Raw genomic sequence first — 16,797 nt, 5'->3', positions numbered from 1 at the left:
TGCAGAATGTCTGTACATAGACAATTATGGACCCATGAACGCAACCGGACCCATCTTCCGCCATCTCCCCACCCTGGAGTGGGAAACGAAGGCGGACCAGAAGGCCGAGGTCGCCGCCCTCGCTGCCGAGGCCGACGACGTCGGCGCCCGGCGGAGCCGGCTCACGACCGGCCAACACGGCTTCCACTCGCACATCTCCGAGATGCCGCCCGGGTTCGAGGTGCCGCCGCACACGCACGACATCGCCGAGCACATGACGATCCTCGAGGGAAGCATCATCGTCAGCGACGGCACCGTGCTCGGCACCGGCGACACCGCCGTCATCCCCGGAGGCCACCTCTACGGATTCACCGTCGGCGACGACGGTGTCCGATTCCTCGTGGTGCGCGCCGCTGACGCCGCCACCGACTTCAACGCAACCAACGACCCAGGAGCTAACTGACCGATGCGTAACGGATTCAAGGTCTTCGACGCGGACGCCCACGTCATCTACCCGGCGGACCTCTGGCAGACCTACCTGCCCGAGAAGTTCCGCCATCGTGTCAGCCGGCGAGCCCCCGCCGGACTCGACACCTACAACCCCGTCACGGTCGACGGCCGCTGGACCCAGCACCTCACCTCGCTCTACGGCCAGTTCCAGAAGGCGATCGGCTGGACGACGGAGGACATGCGCGGGAAGTACGGCGAGATCGTCGACCTCGGCTTCACCGGTGACCGCGTCGCCGAGTCGCTCGCCATCGACGGCATCGACTTCTGCGTCATCTACGGACCCGAGTACGACATGTGGCTCGACGGCATCGACCCCGAGCTCCAGGCCGCCATGGCCCGCGCCTACAACCGCTGGGGCGCGGAGATGACCGAGGCATCGGGTGGACGCGTCGTCACGAGCGGTCCGGTCCCCCTCACCGACGTCAGCCGCGCCGTCGAGGAGATCCAGTACGCCTACGACGAGCTCGGCATCCGCTGCTTCTGGACCCGCCCCGACTACATGAACAAGCGCAACCTGGGCGATCGCTACTACGACCCGATCTACGAGCTCCTCCAGGATCTCGACTGTGCGTTCGCCACCCACGAGTTCATGGGGCTCAACGCCCAGACCGAAGGTGCCGATCGCTTCGACACGTTCACCGAGTGGCACACCGCCGTGCACTGGCACGAGGCGCAGAACGCGTGCCTCTCGATGATCGTCCAGGGTGTGTTCGAACGCTTCCCGAAGCTCCGCGTCGCCTACATGGAAGCCGGCTGCGGTTGGCTGCCGAGCTGGCTCCACCGCATCGACGAGCACCTCGAGATGGCCGGGGAGAAGGAGTTCCCCGAACTCACGATGAACGCCACCGAGTACTTCAAGCGCAACTGCTGGATCAGCACCGAGTGCGAGGACCCGTTCGTCGCCGACGTCATCCGCTGGATGGGCGACACGCGCATCGTGTGGGAGAGCGACTTCCCCCACCCCGACTCGAAGTTCCCCGGCACCGTCCAGTACTTCCTCGACCTCGAGCCCGACCTGATCAGCGAGGAGAGCAAGCGGACGATCATGTGGGACAACGCGGTCGACCTGTACCGCTTCCCCGAGGAGATGCTGCCGACCGAGTTCATCGAGGCCACCGAGCTCGAGACCGCATGAACGGGTTCCGCCGGCCGCACCAGGCCGTCGACTACGACGCGCTCACGGCCCAGCTACCACCGCCGCCCGAGTATCTGGCGTCGTCGTACCTCGACGATCCGGACACCATCGCGACGAAGCAGCTCGAACGCGTGCAGGCTCGCGCCCGCACCGCCTACGAGGTGCCGTTCTTCCGCCGCCGGTGGGACGCGGCCGGCGTCGGCCCCGACGACATCACGTCGCTCGACGACCTCCACCGCTTCCCCGCCTACACGGTGGACGACATCCGTGAGTCGATCGAGGCCCACCCGCCCTACGGCGACTACCAGGGCGTCACGGTCGACCAGGCCCTTGACGAACCCATGCGGGTCTACATGTCGGGCGGCACGACCGGCACATCTCGACCCACGCTCTACACGACCTGGGATCGCGAGGCCGGCGCCATCCTCATGGCGCGGGCGCTGCACATGCAGGGCATCGAACCGGGCGACGTGGTCATCAACGCCTGGGCGTACTCCACCCACAACGGCGCCCACGCGATGGACGAGGCGCTGTACCGCTGGCTGAACTGTGTCGTCCTCACGACGGGCACCGGCAACGTCACCCCCACCCGCAAGCAGATCGAACTCGCCGTGCAGTACGGCGCCAAAGCGATCCTGACGACCGGCGACTACCTCCTCCATCTCGCCGACACCGCCCGCGATATGGGGCTCGACCCGGCCACCGACCTCCAGCTCACTGCGCTGCCGAACATCGGCGACAAGGAGCGACTCACGGAGACCTTCGGCCTGCCGGTCTACGACAGCTACGGGTTCCACGAGGTGCAGTGGGTGGCAATCGAGTGCCCGGCCGGCGGCGGCATGCACATCTTCGAGGACGCCTTCATCGTGCAGATCGTGGACGTCGAAACCGGCGAGCCGCTGCCCGACGGCGAACAGGGCGCGATCTGCATCACCGAGATCTACAAGACCGGCTCGCCCCAGTTCCGCTACAACATCATGGATCTGTCCACCCTCCTCCCCGCCGGTCAGTGCGCGTGCGGATCGTGGCTCCGCAAGATGGCGCCGTTCGCCGGACGGGGCGACAACATGGTGAAGCTCCGGGGCGTCAACATCTGGCCCGAAGCGCTCGGCGAGATCGTGACCGCGGTCGACGGCGTCACCGACGACTACTTCGTGCGCGCGACCCGCGAGGGCAACCGCGACGAGATGACGGTGCTCGTCGTGAGCGACCGGCCGGCCACCGAGTTCGCCGCCGTCGAAGCCGCAGCGGCCGAGCGCCTCCACCAGGTCGTCGGCGTGAAGATCGGCGTCGAGGTCGTCGCCCCCGGCGCCCTCGACAAGCTGACCGGATTCGGCACCGTCGCGAAGCTCATCCGTTTCGAAGACGCTCGATGATCGACTACTGGTGCAACGCGTTCACGCCCGACCGGGAGCCACTCTGGCGCCGGGTCATCGAGGACGACGCGCTCACCATCCGGCTCGGCGCCCGCGAGGAGGACACCTTCGTCGACGCGGCCGGCATGGTCGCCCGCATGAACCGCGGCGCGATCACGACCCTGATCATGCCGGTGTGTGAGCTCCCCACCGATGCCGGCCTCGACGAGTTCGCCCACTACGCCCTGCGCCCGATCGAGATGCACCAGCTCGCGGCGGCCCACCCCGGCCGCTTCCTCGGCCTCTGGAGTGTCAGCCCCGACGACCCGGCCGATCTCGATGCCGCCCGCGACGCACTCGAGTCGGCGTGGTGCCTCGGCCTCCACTCCCACACCCACAGCTGGGACCACCCGTTCGACGCCCCGGCCTACGCCCCCTACTACGCGCTCGCCCAGCAACACGGCGTGCCGTTCGTGGTGCAGGCCGGTCGGTCGGGAGGGCATCGCGATCACGAACTCGGGCATCCCGCCGCGATCGCGGGACCGGCCGAGGCCCATCCGGATGTCACCTTCGTGCTCTCGCACCTCGGCATCCCCTGGCTCACCGAGACGATCGAGATGGCCACGACCCATGCCAACGTCGTGATCGGCACGGCGACGCATCCCCCCGCGCGCTGGCCGGACGAACTGCTCGAGTTCATCGGCGGCGCCGGCCGCGAGAAGGTGCTGTTCGGCACGGGTTACCCGCTCACCGGACATCTCCACGTGCAGACGCAGCTCGACGCGCTCGACGTCGACGGCGCCACGAAGGAAGCTCTGCGGCAGGGAAACGCCCGCCGCGTCTTCACCCGCATTCCCCACCGAGTCGGAGGTTGAGATGGAAGCCATGAGCCGGGTCGGCACGACCTACAACATCCCGCCCGCACCACCGGACCCCGACAGCACCGACTGGCTCGACCTCGGCGCCGTGCGCATCGGCGTGGAGTACCGCAAGGTCGACCCGGCCGGGCTCGAGGAGATCTACGCCGACACCGAGCACCTGGAGGAGTTGCGGGAGACCTCCCCCGAGGGCGGCTTCACCGACGAGGGCGTGTCCTTGCACATCGTCGACCCGAGTGACGGGTTCGAACACATCCGCTTCGACATGTTCCTCGACGAGCCCCACTACCACTATGTCGACAAGGCGGCCGGCACGAACACCCTCGTCCACTTCGACATCGTCGCCCACGGCGCGATGGTTCCGTGGACGCTCACCCAGCTGCGCACCCGGCTCCCGGACATGCTGCGCCATGTGGGCGCGACCGAGTTCGCCGAGCAGGTGGATGCGACCGACGGAGCGACGCTGGCCGATGCAGTCGAAGCGAAGCTCCGCGAGATCGGAGAGCTGACATGACCCTCGTGGTGGAGCCGGTCACACCGGGCCTCGGTGCGCGCGTGTCGGGCATGCGCGTCGCGGACGCGACCGATGACGACATCGCCGCGGTCCGTGCCGCGATCAACGACCACAAGGTGCTCTTCCTCGCCGATCAGCACCTGACCCCGAGCGAGCATCTCGCGTTCGCGAAGCGACTCGGCGACATCGACATCGCCGCGTTCGGGCCGAAGCACCCCGACCATCCGGAGATGACGGTCCTGGACCAGGAAGCACCGAAGGGCCAGGGTGCCGACGCGTGGCACACGGACAACACCTACGTCACCTGTCCGCCGTCCTACACCGTGCTGCAGTCCGTTCTGCTGCCCGCACTCGGTGGCGACACCTGCTTCGCCGACATGTATGCGGCATGGGACGCCCTCTCCCCCGCGATGCAGGAGATGCTGTCCCCGCTGACCGCCACCCACGATCTGACCAAGACGCTGACCAGGGCGATCGCGGACGGCAACGCCGACGTCGACCTCGCGGCGATGCAGGCCACCTACCCACCGGTCCATCATCCGGTCGCCCGGATCCACCCCGAGACCGGCCGCACCGCGTTGTTCGTCAACGGCAACTTCACCACCGCGATCGACGGCGTCACCGAGGCGGAGTCCGACGCACTCCTCACGATGCTGCTCACGCACATCGGATCCCCCGCATGGCAGTGCCGCCATCGCTGGACGGAGGGTGACCTCACGATGTGGGACAACCGCGCCGTCCAGCACTACGCGGTGCCCGACTACACCTCGCGCCGCATCATGCACCGGCTGACCATCGCGGGCGACGAACCAAAGGGACCCGACGCATGAGCCTCATCCCCGAGCGCTACGCCGACTACGAGACGACCTGCACCATCGGCGTCGTCAACTTCACCAGTGTCCGCGGCGACAAGGCGGCGACGCTCGCCAAGATCGAGGCGAACATCCGCGAGGCCGGTACCCAGGGCATCGACATCCTCGTGTTCCCGGAGGAAGCCCTCGTCGGGCTCGGCGGTTGCAGCGCCTGCCGACAGGGCGCCGAGCACTGCGACTACCACCACGACCTGGCCGAGACGGTGCCCGGACCCTCCACCGAGCGGATCGCCGCCCTGTGCGCCGAACACGATCTGTACGTGTCGGTCGGCATGGTCGAACGTGACCCCGATGACCCGGAGATCCTCTACAACGCAGCCGCGTTCGTCGGGCCCGAGGGAATCCAGGGCACATACCGCAAGGTGCATCTCGGGTCGCTCCCGTGGGTGACCGAGGGCGTCACGTTCCGCAACGGCACCGAGGTGCCCGTGTTCGAGACACGCTACGGACCCGTCGGCCTGCAGATCTGTTACGACTTCTGGTTCAATCCCGAGCTGACCCGGATCCTGTGCGCCAAGGGCGCCCGCATCATCCTGAACAGCTGCGGCACGTTCGCCGGGCCGGGCAAGCTCGACTACATGACGCAGACCACCTGCGTGCGCGCCCAGGAGAACCTGGCCTATGTCGCGAGCTCGAACCATGTCGGCGGTGAGGACGTCGGCAGTTCGTCCTACGCGGCGGGCAACGTCGACGGCGGTCGCGCCGCAGACATGCTCGGCCATTCCACGATCGCCGGACCGGCCTTCCCCCGCTTCAGCCGCGTCCTCGCCCAGGCCGGGGGTGACGGCGAGGAGATCGTCGCCGCCACGGTGAGCTTCGAGCAGCTCCACCGCTGGGAGCCGATCTTCCCCTGGCGCGACTGGCGAGCCACCCACCAGCAGGGCGTGAGCCAGCTCATCGCCGACGAGTTCGCCAAACTCGCCACATGATCGCGCCCCAAGGAGAAAGTACGGGGGTCTGACCCCAGAAAGTATGGGGGTCAGACCCCCGTACTTTCTCAGCCGGTGTTGCGGAGACCGGCGGCGACGCCGTTGACGGTGAGAAGCAGGGCTCGCTGGAGGCGGGCGGCATCGGGGCTGTCGGGGTCCGCGGCGCGGCTGCGGGCCAGCAGCTCGACCTGGAGCAGGTTGATCGGGTCGAGGTAGACGTCGCGCACGGCGAGCGTGCGTTGCAGGACCGGAAGGGCGCCGAGCAGGTCCTGGCCGGTCAGCGCACCGAGTTCGGCGACCGTTCGGTCGTGCTCCGCCACCACCTCGTCGAAGAGGTGATGCAGCGACGGATCGACCAGCCGGTCGACATAGTTGCGGGCGATCGCCAGGTCGGTCTTCGCGAGCGTCATCTCCACGTTCGACAGGAACGTGCCGAAGAACTGCCACTCGGCGAACATCTCCGACAGGCGGTCGCCGTGGCCGGCGTCGCGAGCGGTGGCGAGGGCGGTGCCCACGCCGAACCACCCGGGGATGATCTGTCGCGATTGCGTCCAACCGAACACCCACGGGATGGCACGGAGCCCGTCGAGCCCTGCCCCGGTCGTCGTCCGCCGGGCCGGCCGGGAACCGATGTTCATCTCGGCCAGCTCCTCCACCGGCGTGGAGGTGGTGAAGTACTCGACGAGTCCGGGCCGTTCGAGGAACGCCCGATACGCGCCGAACGCCGACTCGGACATCAGCTCCATCACGTCGTTCCATGCGCCGACCGTCGCCCTGTCGTGGCGGGGAGAGCGATGATCGACCGTCGCTTCGAGTACCGCCGACAGTGCGAGGTCCAGGTTGCGCTGGGCGAGCCGGGGAAGGCCGTACTTGTCGGCGATCACCTCGCCCTGCTCGGTGATCTTCATCGACCCGTTGACCGAACCGGCCGGCTGGCCGAGGATCGCCGCATTGGTCGGGCCGCCGCCACGGCCGACCGTGCCACCCCGGCCGTGGAACACCATGACCCGCACACCGGTCTCGTCGGAGACGGCGGCGATCTCCCGCAACGCCTTGTGGATCTCCCACTGCGAGGTGGTGATGCCGCCGTCCTTGTTGGAATCCGAGTAGCCGACCATCACCTCCTGAACATCGCCGCGCAGCTCGACCAGACGGCGATACGCGGGCACGGCGAGCAGCTCGCGGAGCACGTCGCCACAGGCCCGGAGATCGCCGATCGTCTCGAAGAGGGGGACGAATCCGACCCGGGCAACACCGCCCGGGATGTCCACGAGGCCGACCTCCCGCGCCAGCACCGCCGGGGCGAGCACGTCGTCGACGCCCTCGGTCATCGACACGATCACGCTCTTGATGACCTCGTCGCCGGCGCGGTCGAGGCCGTGCCGGATCACGTCGAACAGCTCGATCGTGGGCGACGCATCCGAGGTCGGAGGCGCCAACGGACGACGGCTGTCGAGCTCGTCCGCGAGTAGGGCGGTCCGTTCGTCCCGGCTCAGAGACGCGTAGTCGACGTCCAGCGGGGCGAACCGCTCGGCCAGCGCTTCATGGAGGATGCGGGCGTGCTGGCGGATGTCGAGGGTCGCCAGATGAAAGCCGATCGTGTCGACGATCCGCCGCACGCGAGCCACGCGGCCGCGAGCGAGCAGTTCCCCGCCGTTGGCGGCCAGCGATTCGGCCATCTGGTCGATGTCGGCGAGCAGTTCGCTCGGCCGCTGGTACGCGAGCGGGCCCGGCGCGTCGCCGACGGCGCGGAGCAGCCGCTCGTGCATCACCGCGCACCGCTGGCGGTAGGGCTCGCCCGCGCTGAGGGCCCGAAAGCGCGCCGTCACCGTCGGGAACGTCTCGTGGTCGACCTCGAGCTGGGCGGCGAGGTCCTCGCTGATCCCGGTGACGGCCGTCCCCACCGAGAGCTCGGCGGACAGGTCCTCGATCTCGGCGATGAGGATGCGCAGCGCACGACTGCGCTGGAACTCCAACACGCCGGTCGTGGTGTCGGGCGTGACGTTCGGGTTCCCGTCGCGATCGCCGCCGACCCACGAGCCGAAACGGATCGGCACGCGTGCATCGATGCCGCCCCCGAGGTCGCCGAGCGCCACGTCCACGTCGGCGAGCAGCTCCGGCAACCCGTCGACCACCATCTCGCCGAGGAAGTAGAGAATCGAACGGGCTTCGTCCTCCGGCGTCGGCTGGGCGCGGCGGAGCTCGTCGGTGAGCCAGATCGCGTCGACGAGTTCGTCCACACGACGATCGATCCGCCGCCGATCGGTGTCGCTGGCCCGTACGTCCCCCCGTTCCTCGATCAGCGCGGCGATCTCCGCCAGCTTGTCGAGGATCGAGCGGCGCGACGCCTCGGTCGGGTGCGCGGTGAAGACGGGACGGAGGTCGAGCGTGCGCGCCGCGTCGAGGATCGCCTGATCGTCGTGGCCGAGCGCCTGCAGCCGGGCGACCGTCTCGGGGAAGCGCCGGTCCTGGGCCCGTGCCGACTTCAGCTCGTCGATGCGATGGACCTGCTCGGCGGTGTTGGCGAGATGGAAGTAGACGGTGAAGGCCCGCACGAGATGGATCGCGTCGACGAGCCCGACGTCGCCGAGCACATCCGCCAGTTCCTTGGTGGACGCGTGATCCCGGCGCAGCTCACGGGCGATCGCCCGCACCCCCTCCACCCGGTCGAGCAGCTGCTGTCCGTGCTGGCGGACGAGCGCGTCGCCGAGCTGGGCGCCCAGCCGCCGGATGTCGCCCCGCAGCTCGGCGTCGAGCGCGTCGAGCGGCTCATCGTTCGACTTCTCGGTGGCAGGCTTCTCGGTGGCAGGGCCCATGGCCGAACACTCGCACACGACGTAACGTCGCGCATGGCCTATGCACCGCCCGGTCGGAAGTTCTACGACGCCGACAGCCACATCATGGAGCTGCCACGGTTCCTGCTCGACCACGCGGATCCCGACGTCGCCGCCGAGCTCCAGCCGGTCAGCTACCACACGTCCATCGTCACCGACGACGAGGTCGCGGTGCTCGTGGAGCAGGGCGGCCACACGCCCGAGCACGTCGAGGCGCAGGTCGCGATGGGCGATCAGCTGATCGCCGAGTCGAAGGAGATCCAGGCGCTGGGGGCCTTCGACCGCGAGGAGCGCTCGACCGCGATGGACATGCTCGGGTTCGCCAAGCAACTGGTGTTCGCGACGCACAGCGTCAAGCCGATCTTCCACCCGAGCGAGACCATGTCCCCCCGCCTCCGCTACGGCGCCACCCGCGCCCACAACCGGGCGATGGGTGAGTTCTGCGCCGAGGACGACCGACTCATGGGCGTCGGGGTCGTGCCCCTCCACGACGTCGACGAGGCCATCACCGAACTCGACTTCGCGCTCGACGCCGGCCTCGAGGCCATCTGGGTGCCGCACGGCCTCGTCGGCGACCGGTCGCCCGGTCATGTCGACCTGCATCCGTTCTGGGCGCGACTCGCCGAGAGCGGCACGCCGTTCGTCCTCCACGTCGGCGGCGCGCCACTCCAGCTCGATCCCGGGTGGGCGAACAACGGTCGTGCCGCGGCGAAGGACTGGCTCGGCGGCGGCGAGAACGTGCGGGCCCGGGACTACGCGGTCATGCACCACGCGCCGGAGACCTGGGTGTCGATGATGCTGATCGACGGCGTGTTCGAGGCGTTCCCGGACCTGCGGGGCGCCGCGGTCGAACTCGGCGCGGGCTGGGTGCCGTCGATGCTCGACCGCCTCGACCGGCTGATCCGCAGCTGGAGCAAGGTCGACAAGTACCTGGCCGAGATCGAACGCACCGCAACCGAGACCCTGCGCTCCCAGATGGGGTTCACACCGTTCGTCTTCGAGGACGTCGGGCGGCTCATCGACGAGACCCACGACGACCTCTACCTGTTCTCCAGCGACTACCCCCACACCGAGGGCGGCCGAGACCCGATCGGCCGGTTCGAGACGAGCCTCGGCGACCGCAGCGAAGCCACGCGGGACCGCTTCTACACCGAGAACTTCCTCAAGCTCTGGCCCGAGGCCCGGGTCGCCTGACGCCGGTTCGTCAGCTCCAGGTCGACGGATAGTCGGGGTCGGACACCGACCGCGCCGCGTCGGTCATCTCGAGCGGTCGGAAGGTGTCGACCATGACCGCCGTCTCCTCGGTGCGCTCGACGTCGACCGACGCCTCGACGCTGCCGGGTTGCGGCCCGTGGACGAAGCCGGCCGGGTGGAACGAGATCGACTCCCGGCCGATCCCCGAACCCCGTCGGCTCATGAAGTCGCCGTCCGCGTAGAACAGCACCTCGTCGCTGTCGACGTTGGCGTGGTGGTACGGCACCTTGATGGCTTCGGGATGGAAGTCGAAGGGTCGGGGGACGAACGAGCACACCACGATGCCGGGGGCCGCGAAGGTCTGGTGGACCGGTGGCGGCTGGTGGATGCTGCCGACGATCGGCTCGAAGTCGCGGATGTTCAGCGCCCACGGGTAGACGCAACCGTCCCAGCCGACAACATCGAACGGGTGGTGCGCGTGGGTGTGCCACGTGCCGCCCCCGACCGAGCGCACGAGCACGTCCACGTCCTCGCCCTCGCATTGCATCGGCTCGTTCGGCACCCGCAGGTCGCGCTCGCAGAACGGTGCGTGTTCGAGGAACTGGCCCTGGGGGGACAGGTACCGGTCCGGCACCGAGACGACCCCGGTCGTGGCGATCACCAACGCCCGCAGGTCGGCGACGTCAGCCCAGCGATGGGTGATGCCGGACGGCACGACGACATAGTCGCCGGGCCCGACGGCGAGCGGGCCGACGACCGACTCCAGCACAGCAGAGCCCTGCTGCACGAAGACGATCTCGTCGCCGATCACCGACCGGGTGAGGGCGCTGTCGGTGTCCGCCGCGACCCACGCGAGGGTCACGTCCGCATTGCGCAGCAGCGCTCGGCGCCCGAGCACGGGATCGGCCCCGCCCGCGGGCGCGACGAGCTCGGAGGGCCGGAGATGATGGGGCCGAAGCGGCACCTCGACCGACGCCGTCACGGGCTCGACCTCGGGCGCGGGCCGGATCGCCGTCACCGCCGAGGGCGAACGCCGGTGGTACATCAGCGTCGACTCGCCGGAGAACCCGTGGCGGCCGATCAGCTCCTCTGCCAGCCGCTCGCCGTCCGCGTCGCGATGGTCGACATGGCGCTTCGCCGGGACGTGGCCGACTCGTTGGTAGTGCGGCACAGTTCAGCCTCTCCGACGATCAGTCAAGGTTGCCCCGGCGCTGCTGCTCACGCTCGATCGACTCGAACAGCGCCTTGAAGTTGCCCTCGCCGAAGCCCACCGCCCCGCCTCGTTGGATGATCTCGAAGAAGAGGGTCGGCCGGTCGGTCACCGGTTCGGTGAAGAGCTGGAGCAGATGTCCGTCCGGTTCGTCGTCGACGAGGATGCCGAGCTGCTGGAGCGCATCCCACGGCAGGTCGAGATGGTCGAGCCGCACCCGCACGTCGGCGAAGTAGTCGTCGTTGGCCTCGAGGAAGCGCACGCCGCGCTGACGCAGGGCGGCGATCGTCGAGATGATGTCGTCCGTGGCCATGGCGATGTGCTGCACGCCGGGCCCGCGGTAGGTGTCGAGGTACTCCTGGATCTGGCTCCGCTTCAGTCCGTCGGCCGGTTCGTTGAGCGGCATCACCACGCCGTGGCCGTTCGTGACGACCGTCGACCGCAACGCCGAGTAGCGGGTGGCGATCTGCGACTCGTCGAAGTGGCGCAGCTGGGTGAACCCCATGACCTCCTCGTAGAACGCGACCCATTCGTCCAGGCGACCCTTCTCGACGTTGCCGACCACATGGTCCACCGCGGTGAGCCCGACCTCGGGCAACCCGTGCGAGACGGGTACCCCGGTGGACGAGAACCCCGGGCAGTACGCGCCCCGGTAGTCGCGCCGGTCGACGAAGGTGTGCTTCGTCTCGCCGTAGGTGCCCACGGCGGAGAGCCGCAGCACTCCGTGCTCGTCCTCGAGGACGTAGGGCTCGCGCACCGGGCGGGCACCGCGGGCGACGGCCGCCGCGAAGGTCGCCTCGGTGTCGTCCACGACGAAGGCGAGGTCGTGGGCGCCGTCACCATGGGCGCGCACGTGGGTCCAGATCTCGGACTCGGGGTCGAGCCCGGCCGTGACGACGATGCGCACCGCACCCTGCTCCAGGAGGTAGGACGCCCGATCGGCGACACCGGTCTCCGGGCCCGCGTAGGCGGTGATCGAAAAGCCGAACGCCGCACTGAGGAAACCGGCGGTGGCCCGCGCGTTCCCGACCCACATCTCGATCGAGTCCCACCCCTGGAGGCGGGCGGCCGGCGCTGTGGCGTTCGTCGCGGTCATCGTCATCGTCAGCTCCTCGTGGTCCGGCTCGCGCTCTCGCGTAGCTCGGCGATCGATCGGTTCGTGCACGTGTCGAAGAAGCCACCGACGACCTCGGCCACCTCGTCGAGCGACGCCGCGCCGAACAGCGTCGGTTGGTAGTGGTCGATGTCGTAGGGCAGGGTCCCCATGGCCGCGATGTCGAGGGGCACGATCGACGCCGCGGTGGAGAACTGGGCGAGCTCGCCGATCGAGCTGAGCAGGCCGGCGCCGTAGGCCTTCCACTCCCCGTCCTCACGGACGACGCCGAACTCGGCCGAGAACCAGAAGACATCGGCCACGAACTGCCGGGCGTCGGGGTCGCTCACCCGCCGGTACGCCGCACCGGCCCGGCGGTGGAGACCGGCGATGATCGGATCGGTGAGCATGTGGGCGTGGCCGAAGACCTCGTGGATCACGTCCGGCTCCGGCGTGTAGAGCGGGCTGCCCTCCCAGCGGACGTACTGGGTCGAGAGGAAGACGCCGTCGGCCAGGTGGCCGAAGAACGTCGCCGGCTCGACGAGACCCGGGACGGCCTCGAAGCGGAACCCGCTGATCGGCTCGAGCCGTGCGGTGACCTCGGCGAGCTGGGGCACGCAACGGGGGTCGAGCGCAAGGGCCCGGAGACCGGCCCGGGCGGCCGCCGCACCGTGCTCGGCCCAGGCCTCCGACAGCGCGTCGGCGACCACGGCCCACACCGCGTTCTCGGTCTCCGTGTAGTCGATCGGCTTCGGGGGCCGGCCGGGCCCGGCGGCTCGGATCGCGATCGCGGCGCGGCGCTGTGCGTAGCGCTCGTCGGCTTCAGAGACGCGTTCCTGGGCGGAGACGATCATGGTTCGAGTATGGGTGATCGGCGGTGTTGTGTTCGTTCTGACCTGAAGTATTAGATGATCGTCTGGATCTGTTGCCTTCGGAAAGATGATCAGCCGATGAGCGAGCTGGACGAGATCGATCGCCGGATGATCGACGAGCTCCGCCGTGACGGCCGTCGGTCGATCCCGGCCCTCGCCGAACGACTGGGCATCGCCCGGGCCACGGCCTACACCCGCTTCGACCGCCTCGTCGACGACGGCGTGATCCGCGGGTTCACGGCGATTGTCGACCCCGAGCGGTGCGGTCTCCACGTCGCCGCGCTCGTGATGGTGAACGTCGCACAGGAGAACTGGCGCGACGCCCAGACCCAGCTGGCGGAGATGCCGAGCGTGGAGTGGGTCGGTCTCGCGACGGGCCCGTTCGACATCCTGCTGCGGGTGCGGTGCCGTGACCTCGCCGAGCTGCGCGACGTCGTGCTCGTACAGCTCCACGCCGTTCCGTCGGTCACCGCCGCGCAGACGGTCGTGCTGCTCGACGAGCCGGCGGTCGCCGGCCCTGGACCGATCGCGAGCTCCCTGGAAGCATGACGGCCATGACCGCCGCACAGCTCATCGACCAGCTCTCGCTCGGCGCCGACCAGGTACTCACCGGCGGCGACATCTCCGAGGACTACACCCACGACGAGTGCGTGAACGTCGACGGTGTCATGCCCGCGGTGGTGCTCAAGCCCACGTCGACCGCCGAGGTCAGCCAGATCCTCACGTTGGCGAACGAGCTGCGGGTGCCGGTCACCGCACGCGGCGCGGGCACCGGGCTGTCCGGCGGAGCGGTGCCCGAGCCCGACGGCATCCTGCTCAGCTTCGAGCGCATGGCGGACGTCATCGAGGTCGACCCGGCCAACCATGTCGCCGTCGTGCAGCCCGGCGTCACCCTCGGTCAACTCGACGAGGCACTGGCGCCGCACGGCCTCGTCTACCCGATCCTGCCCGGCGAGGAATCGGCGTCGCTCGGCGGCAACGTCGCCACGAACGCAGGTGGGATGCGGGCCGTGAAGTACGGCGTCACCCGCCATCAGGTCCTCGGGATCGAGGCCGTGCTCCCGACCGGCGAGGTCATCCGGTCCGGTGGCAAGTACGTGAAGTTCACGACCGGCTACGACATCGGCCAGCTCATCATCGGCTCCGAGGGCACCCTCGCGGTGGTGACCGAGGCCACGCTCAAGGTCGTACCCCGGCTCGAACACAAGGCCACGGTGCTCGCACCGTTCGAGACGCTCGCCGAGGTCACCGAGGCCGTCCCCGGGATCCTCCAGGCGGGGCTCGTACCGCTGATGCTCGAGTACGTCGACGCAATGGCGATGCAGGCGACGTCGGAATCGATCGGCCTCGATCTCGGGATGCCCGACGACATCAAGGAGAAGGCGCTCGCCTACCTGCTCGTCGTGCTGGAGTCCGCCGAGGACGACCGCCTCCAGGCCGACATCGAGCGGGCCGGCGAGCTGGTGAGCGAAGCCGGCGCGATGGACGTCTACGTCCTCCCCTCGGCCGCCGGCGCGCAGGTGCTCGAGGCACGCGAGAAGGCGTTCTGGGTCGCGAAGGAGCACGGCGCCAACGACATCATCGACGTCGTCGTCCCGAGAGCCTCGATCCCGGACTATCTCGACACGGTCGGCGCGCTGGCGGTCGAGCACGAGGCGTGGGTCGCCGGGGCCGGGCACGCGGGCGACGGCAACGTCCACCTCTCCGTCTTCCAGGGCGACGAGGAGAAACGGTCGGCGTTGATGACGGCGATCCTCGCCGCGGGCATGGAGCTCGGCGGCACCATCTCGGCCGAGCACGGGATCGGGATCGCCAAGCGGGACTACGTCCGCAAGCTCGAGGACCCGGCGAAGCTCGCCCTGATGCAACGGATCAAGGACGCGTTCGACCCGAACGGCATCCTCAACCCCGGCAAGGTCTTCTGAGGAGCGTCAGGACGGGCCGAGGACGGCGCCGTTCTCGGGGCGGGCGTCGAGCTTGATCTCGCTGCTGTCGATGTCGGGGTGATCGAGGGCGACGGCGAGTGACTCCGCCAGGCTCGCGCCGACGTCGTCGACGTCCATCATCCCGCCCGGAATCGCGAGTTCACCCCATCGGGTGAGCGCTTCGCCGATGAGTTCGAGGTTCATGTGGTTGGCGAAGTCGGTCGGGCCACAGTTGCCCATCACGACGCGGATGAAGCGCTGGTCGGGGTACTCGTGGCGCCACACACGAATGCACTGGTCGAGCGCCGCCTTCGTCGACGAGTAGGCCCCGAACATCGGGTGGGCGTCCTCCACCGTCCGCGAGGAGACGAACGCGCAGATACCGTCGCGGTCCATGTGCGCCAACGCGGCACCGGCCGCGAGGTTCGCGCCGCACACGTTCACCCGGTACACGTCGGACCAGAGATCCGGGTCGCATTCCGCGATGCGCTGGAGCGGTCCGTAGCCGGCGACATAGACGAACAGATCGATCCCGCCCATCCGCTCGGCGGCGGTCGCCGCCACTCGTTCCGCGTCCGCCCGCACCGCGGCATCACCGGCGACCGCGTGGCCGCCGCCCATGTTCTCCACGAGCGCATCGAGCGCGTCGGCCCGACGAGCCGAGACGGTGACGTCACCACCCGCCGCGACCACGGCCTTGGCGAGCGCCGCACCGATTCCCGAAGACGCCCCGACCACGAGTACGCGCCGTCCTGCCAACTGATCTCCCATGGCGGAGATCATGGTGCACGCACGATGGCGTGACGCAATCCCTACGACCCAATCCCTACGCGGGGACGCCGCAGTCGGTGAACCAGGTGAAGACCCCGTCGACCCGCTTCCAGTGCAGGGTCTGGTCGATGGTCTGATCGCCGAGCGTGCGCACGACCGACACGGCCGTTGTGCCGGTGACGGTGGAGGTCACCTCGTCGGTGGCGTACTCCCAGTCGCCGATCTCCTCCGACGACACCAGCTCGAGGTCCTGGGCCGTGCCCGCGACCTGGCCGATGTAGGTCTCGCACTGGTCGACGCCGTACCGATCGAGCGTGGCCTGGTTGAGTCGGGCGAACAGCGTGTCGGCGTCGCCCGAGGCGAAGGCGCCGAGCAGGAGGTCGAAGAACTCCACGACCGATTCCCCGGCCGGCGGGGTCGTTGTCGTGGTCGTCGTCGTTGTCGTGGTGGTGGTCGACGTCGTGCTGGTGGTGGTCGTCGTCGTGGTCGACGTGGTGCTGGTCGATGTGGTGCTGGTCGTCGACGAGGAGGTCGAGGAGGCGGCCGGGTCCGCGTCATCCGTGCCGTCCGCGTCGGCGACGACCGTGGAGGTGGAGCCGCCGGCGAACAGGAGACCGGCGATCCCGATCAGGATCAGCAGAGCGCCGAGCGCCATCGCTGCCTTACCGATCGTTTGGCGGTCCATTCCCCCAGTCTTGTCCATTCCCGGTGTCGGGTCCGGCGATG

The 16,797-nt window shown here is 69.0% G+C and carries 16 protein-coding genes; 10 read left to right on the top strand and 6 right to left on the bottom strand.

Annotated features, from left to right (window positions below):
* The first annotated feature begins 34 nt into the window (after positions 1-34).
* The 7 genes from R8F63_17485 to R8F63_17455 are packed head-to-tail and all read left to right on the top strand — an operon-like array spanning position 35 to position 6,172.
* Entirely contained in the window at positions 35-442 is a 408-nt protein-coding gene (locus R8F63_17485; GenBank protein MDW3220405.1) for a cupin domain-containing protein, read from the top strand.
* A gap of 3 nt (positions 443-445) precedes the next feature.
* A complete protein-coding gene (locus R8F63_17480; GenBank protein MDW3220404.1) occupies positions 446-1,624 on the top strand; it encodes an amidohydrolase family protein in 1,179 nt (392 codons plus the stop codon).
* The gene (locus tag R8F63_17475) at positions 1,621-3,000 is read left to right on the top strand and encodes a hypothetical protein (protein ID MDW3220403.1); all 1,380 of its coding nucleotides are present in this window, start codon (positions 1,621-1,623) and stop codon (positions 2,998-3,000) included. Before R8F63_17480 ends, R8F63_17475 begins: the two co-directional genes overlap by 4 nt.
* Entirely contained in the window at positions 2,997-3,854 is an 858-nt protein-coding gene (locus R8F63_17470; protein MDW3220402.1) for an amidohydrolase family protein, read from the top strand. Before R8F63_17475 ends, R8F63_17470 begins: the two co-directional genes overlap by 4 nt.
* Positions 3,855-3,864: 10 nt before the next feature.
* On the top strand, positions 3,865-4,371 hold the full coding sequence (locus R8F63_17465; protein MDW3220401.1) for a hypothetical protein: 507 nt from the start codon (positions 3,865-3,867) through the stop codon (positions 4,369-4,371).
* Entirely contained in the window at positions 4,368-5,201 is an 834-nt protein-coding gene (locus R8F63_17460; GenBank protein MDW3220400.1) for a TauD/TfdA family dioxygenase, read from the top strand. Before R8F63_17465 ends, R8F63_17460 begins: the two co-directional genes overlap by 4 nt.
* The gene (locus R8F63_17455; protein ID MDW3220399.1) at positions 5,198-6,172 is read left to right on the top strand and encodes a carbon-nitrogen hydrolase family protein; all 975 of its coding nucleotides are present in this window, start codon (positions 5,198-5,200) and stop codon (positions 6,170-6,172) included. Before R8F63_17460 ends, R8F63_17455 begins: the two co-directional genes overlap by 4 nt.
* Before the next feature lie 68 nt (positions 6,173-6,240).
* On the opposite strand, the gene ppc is transcribed toward R8F63_17455, so the two are convergent.
* Positions 6,241-8,988 carry a phosphoenolpyruvate carboxylase gene (gene ppc / locus R8F63_17450; protein MDW3220398.1) on the bottom strand — a complete coding sequence of 916 codons (2,748 nt, stop codon included), beginning with the start codon at positions 8,986-8,988 and terminating at the stop codon, positions 6,241-6,243.
* 33 nt (positions 8,989-9,021) lie between these two features.
* Between ppc and R8F63_17445 the strand changes: the two genes are divergently transcribed.
* Positions 9,022-10,200 carry an amidohydrolase family protein gene (locus R8F63_17445; protein MDW3220397.1) on the top strand — a complete coding sequence of 393 codons (1,179 nt, stop codon included), beginning with the start codon at positions 9,022-9,024 and terminating at the stop codon, positions 10,198-10,200.
* A gap of 10 nt (positions 10,201-10,210) precedes the next feature.
* On the opposite strand, the gene R8F63_17440 is transcribed toward R8F63_17445, so the two are convergent.
* From R8F63_17440 to R8F63_17430, 3 genes are read right to left on the bottom strand one after another with little or no spacing between them, the layout of a single operon-like run.
* Positions 10,211-11,371: a homogentisate 1,2-dioxygenase gene (locus R8F63_17440; protein ID MDW3220396.1), complete on the bottom strand. Its 1,161-nt coding sequence runs from the start codon at positions 11,369-11,371 to the stop codon at positions 10,211-10,213.
* 19 nt (positions 11,372-11,390) lie between these two features.
* Positions 11,391-12,512: a 4-hydroxyphenylpyruvate dioxygenase gene (gene hppD / locus R8F63_17435; GenBank protein MDW3220395.1), complete on the bottom strand. Its 1,122-nt coding sequence runs from the start codon at positions 12,510-12,512 to the stop codon at positions 11,391-11,393.
* Positions 12,513-12,514: 2 nt separating this feature from the next.
* A complete protein-coding gene (locus tag R8F63_17430) occupies positions 12,515-13,357 on the bottom strand; it encodes a hypothetical protein (protein ID MDW3220394.1) in 843 nt (280 codons plus the stop codon).
* Between the two features lie 96 nt (positions 13,358-13,453).
* Between R8F63_17430 and R8F63_17425 the strand changes: the two genes are divergently transcribed.
* On the top strand, positions 13,454-13,924 hold the full coding sequence (locus tag R8F63_17425; GenBank protein ID MDW3220393.1) for an Lrp/AsnC family transcriptional regulator: 471 nt from the start codon (positions 13,454-13,456) through the stop codon (positions 13,922-13,924).
* A gap of 5 nt (positions 13,925-13,929) precedes the next feature.
* Positions 13,930-15,300: an FAD-binding oxidoreductase gene (locus R8F63_17420; GenBank protein MDW3220392.1), complete on the top strand. Its 1,371-nt coding sequence runs from the start codon at positions 13,930-13,932 to the stop codon at positions 15,298-15,300.
* Between the two features lie 6 nt (positions 15,301-15,306).
* On the opposite strand, the gene R8F63_17415 is transcribed toward R8F63_17420, so the two are convergent.
* Positions 15,307-16,071, bottom strand: coding sequence for an SDR family oxidoreductase (locus R8F63_17415; GenBank protein MDW3220391.1), 765 nt, complete (start codon positions 16,069-16,071; stop codon positions 15,307-15,309).
* Between the two features lie 55 nt (positions 16,072-16,126).
* Positions 16,127-16,756, bottom strand: coding sequence for a hypothetical protein (locus R8F63_17410; GenBank protein ID MDW3220390.1), 630 nt, complete (start codon positions 16,754-16,756; stop codon positions 16,127-16,129).
* Between the last annotated feature and the right edge of the window lie 41 nt (positions 16,757-16,797).

It is taken from the genome of Acidimicrobiales bacterium (genome assembly GCA_033344915.1).
GTDB lineage: Bacteria > Actinomycetota > Acidimicrobiia > Acidimicrobiales > Aldehydirespiratoraceae > JAJRXC01.
Note: the sequence above shows the minus strand (reverse complement) of the source record. Positions and strands in the feature narration are given on the sequence as shown.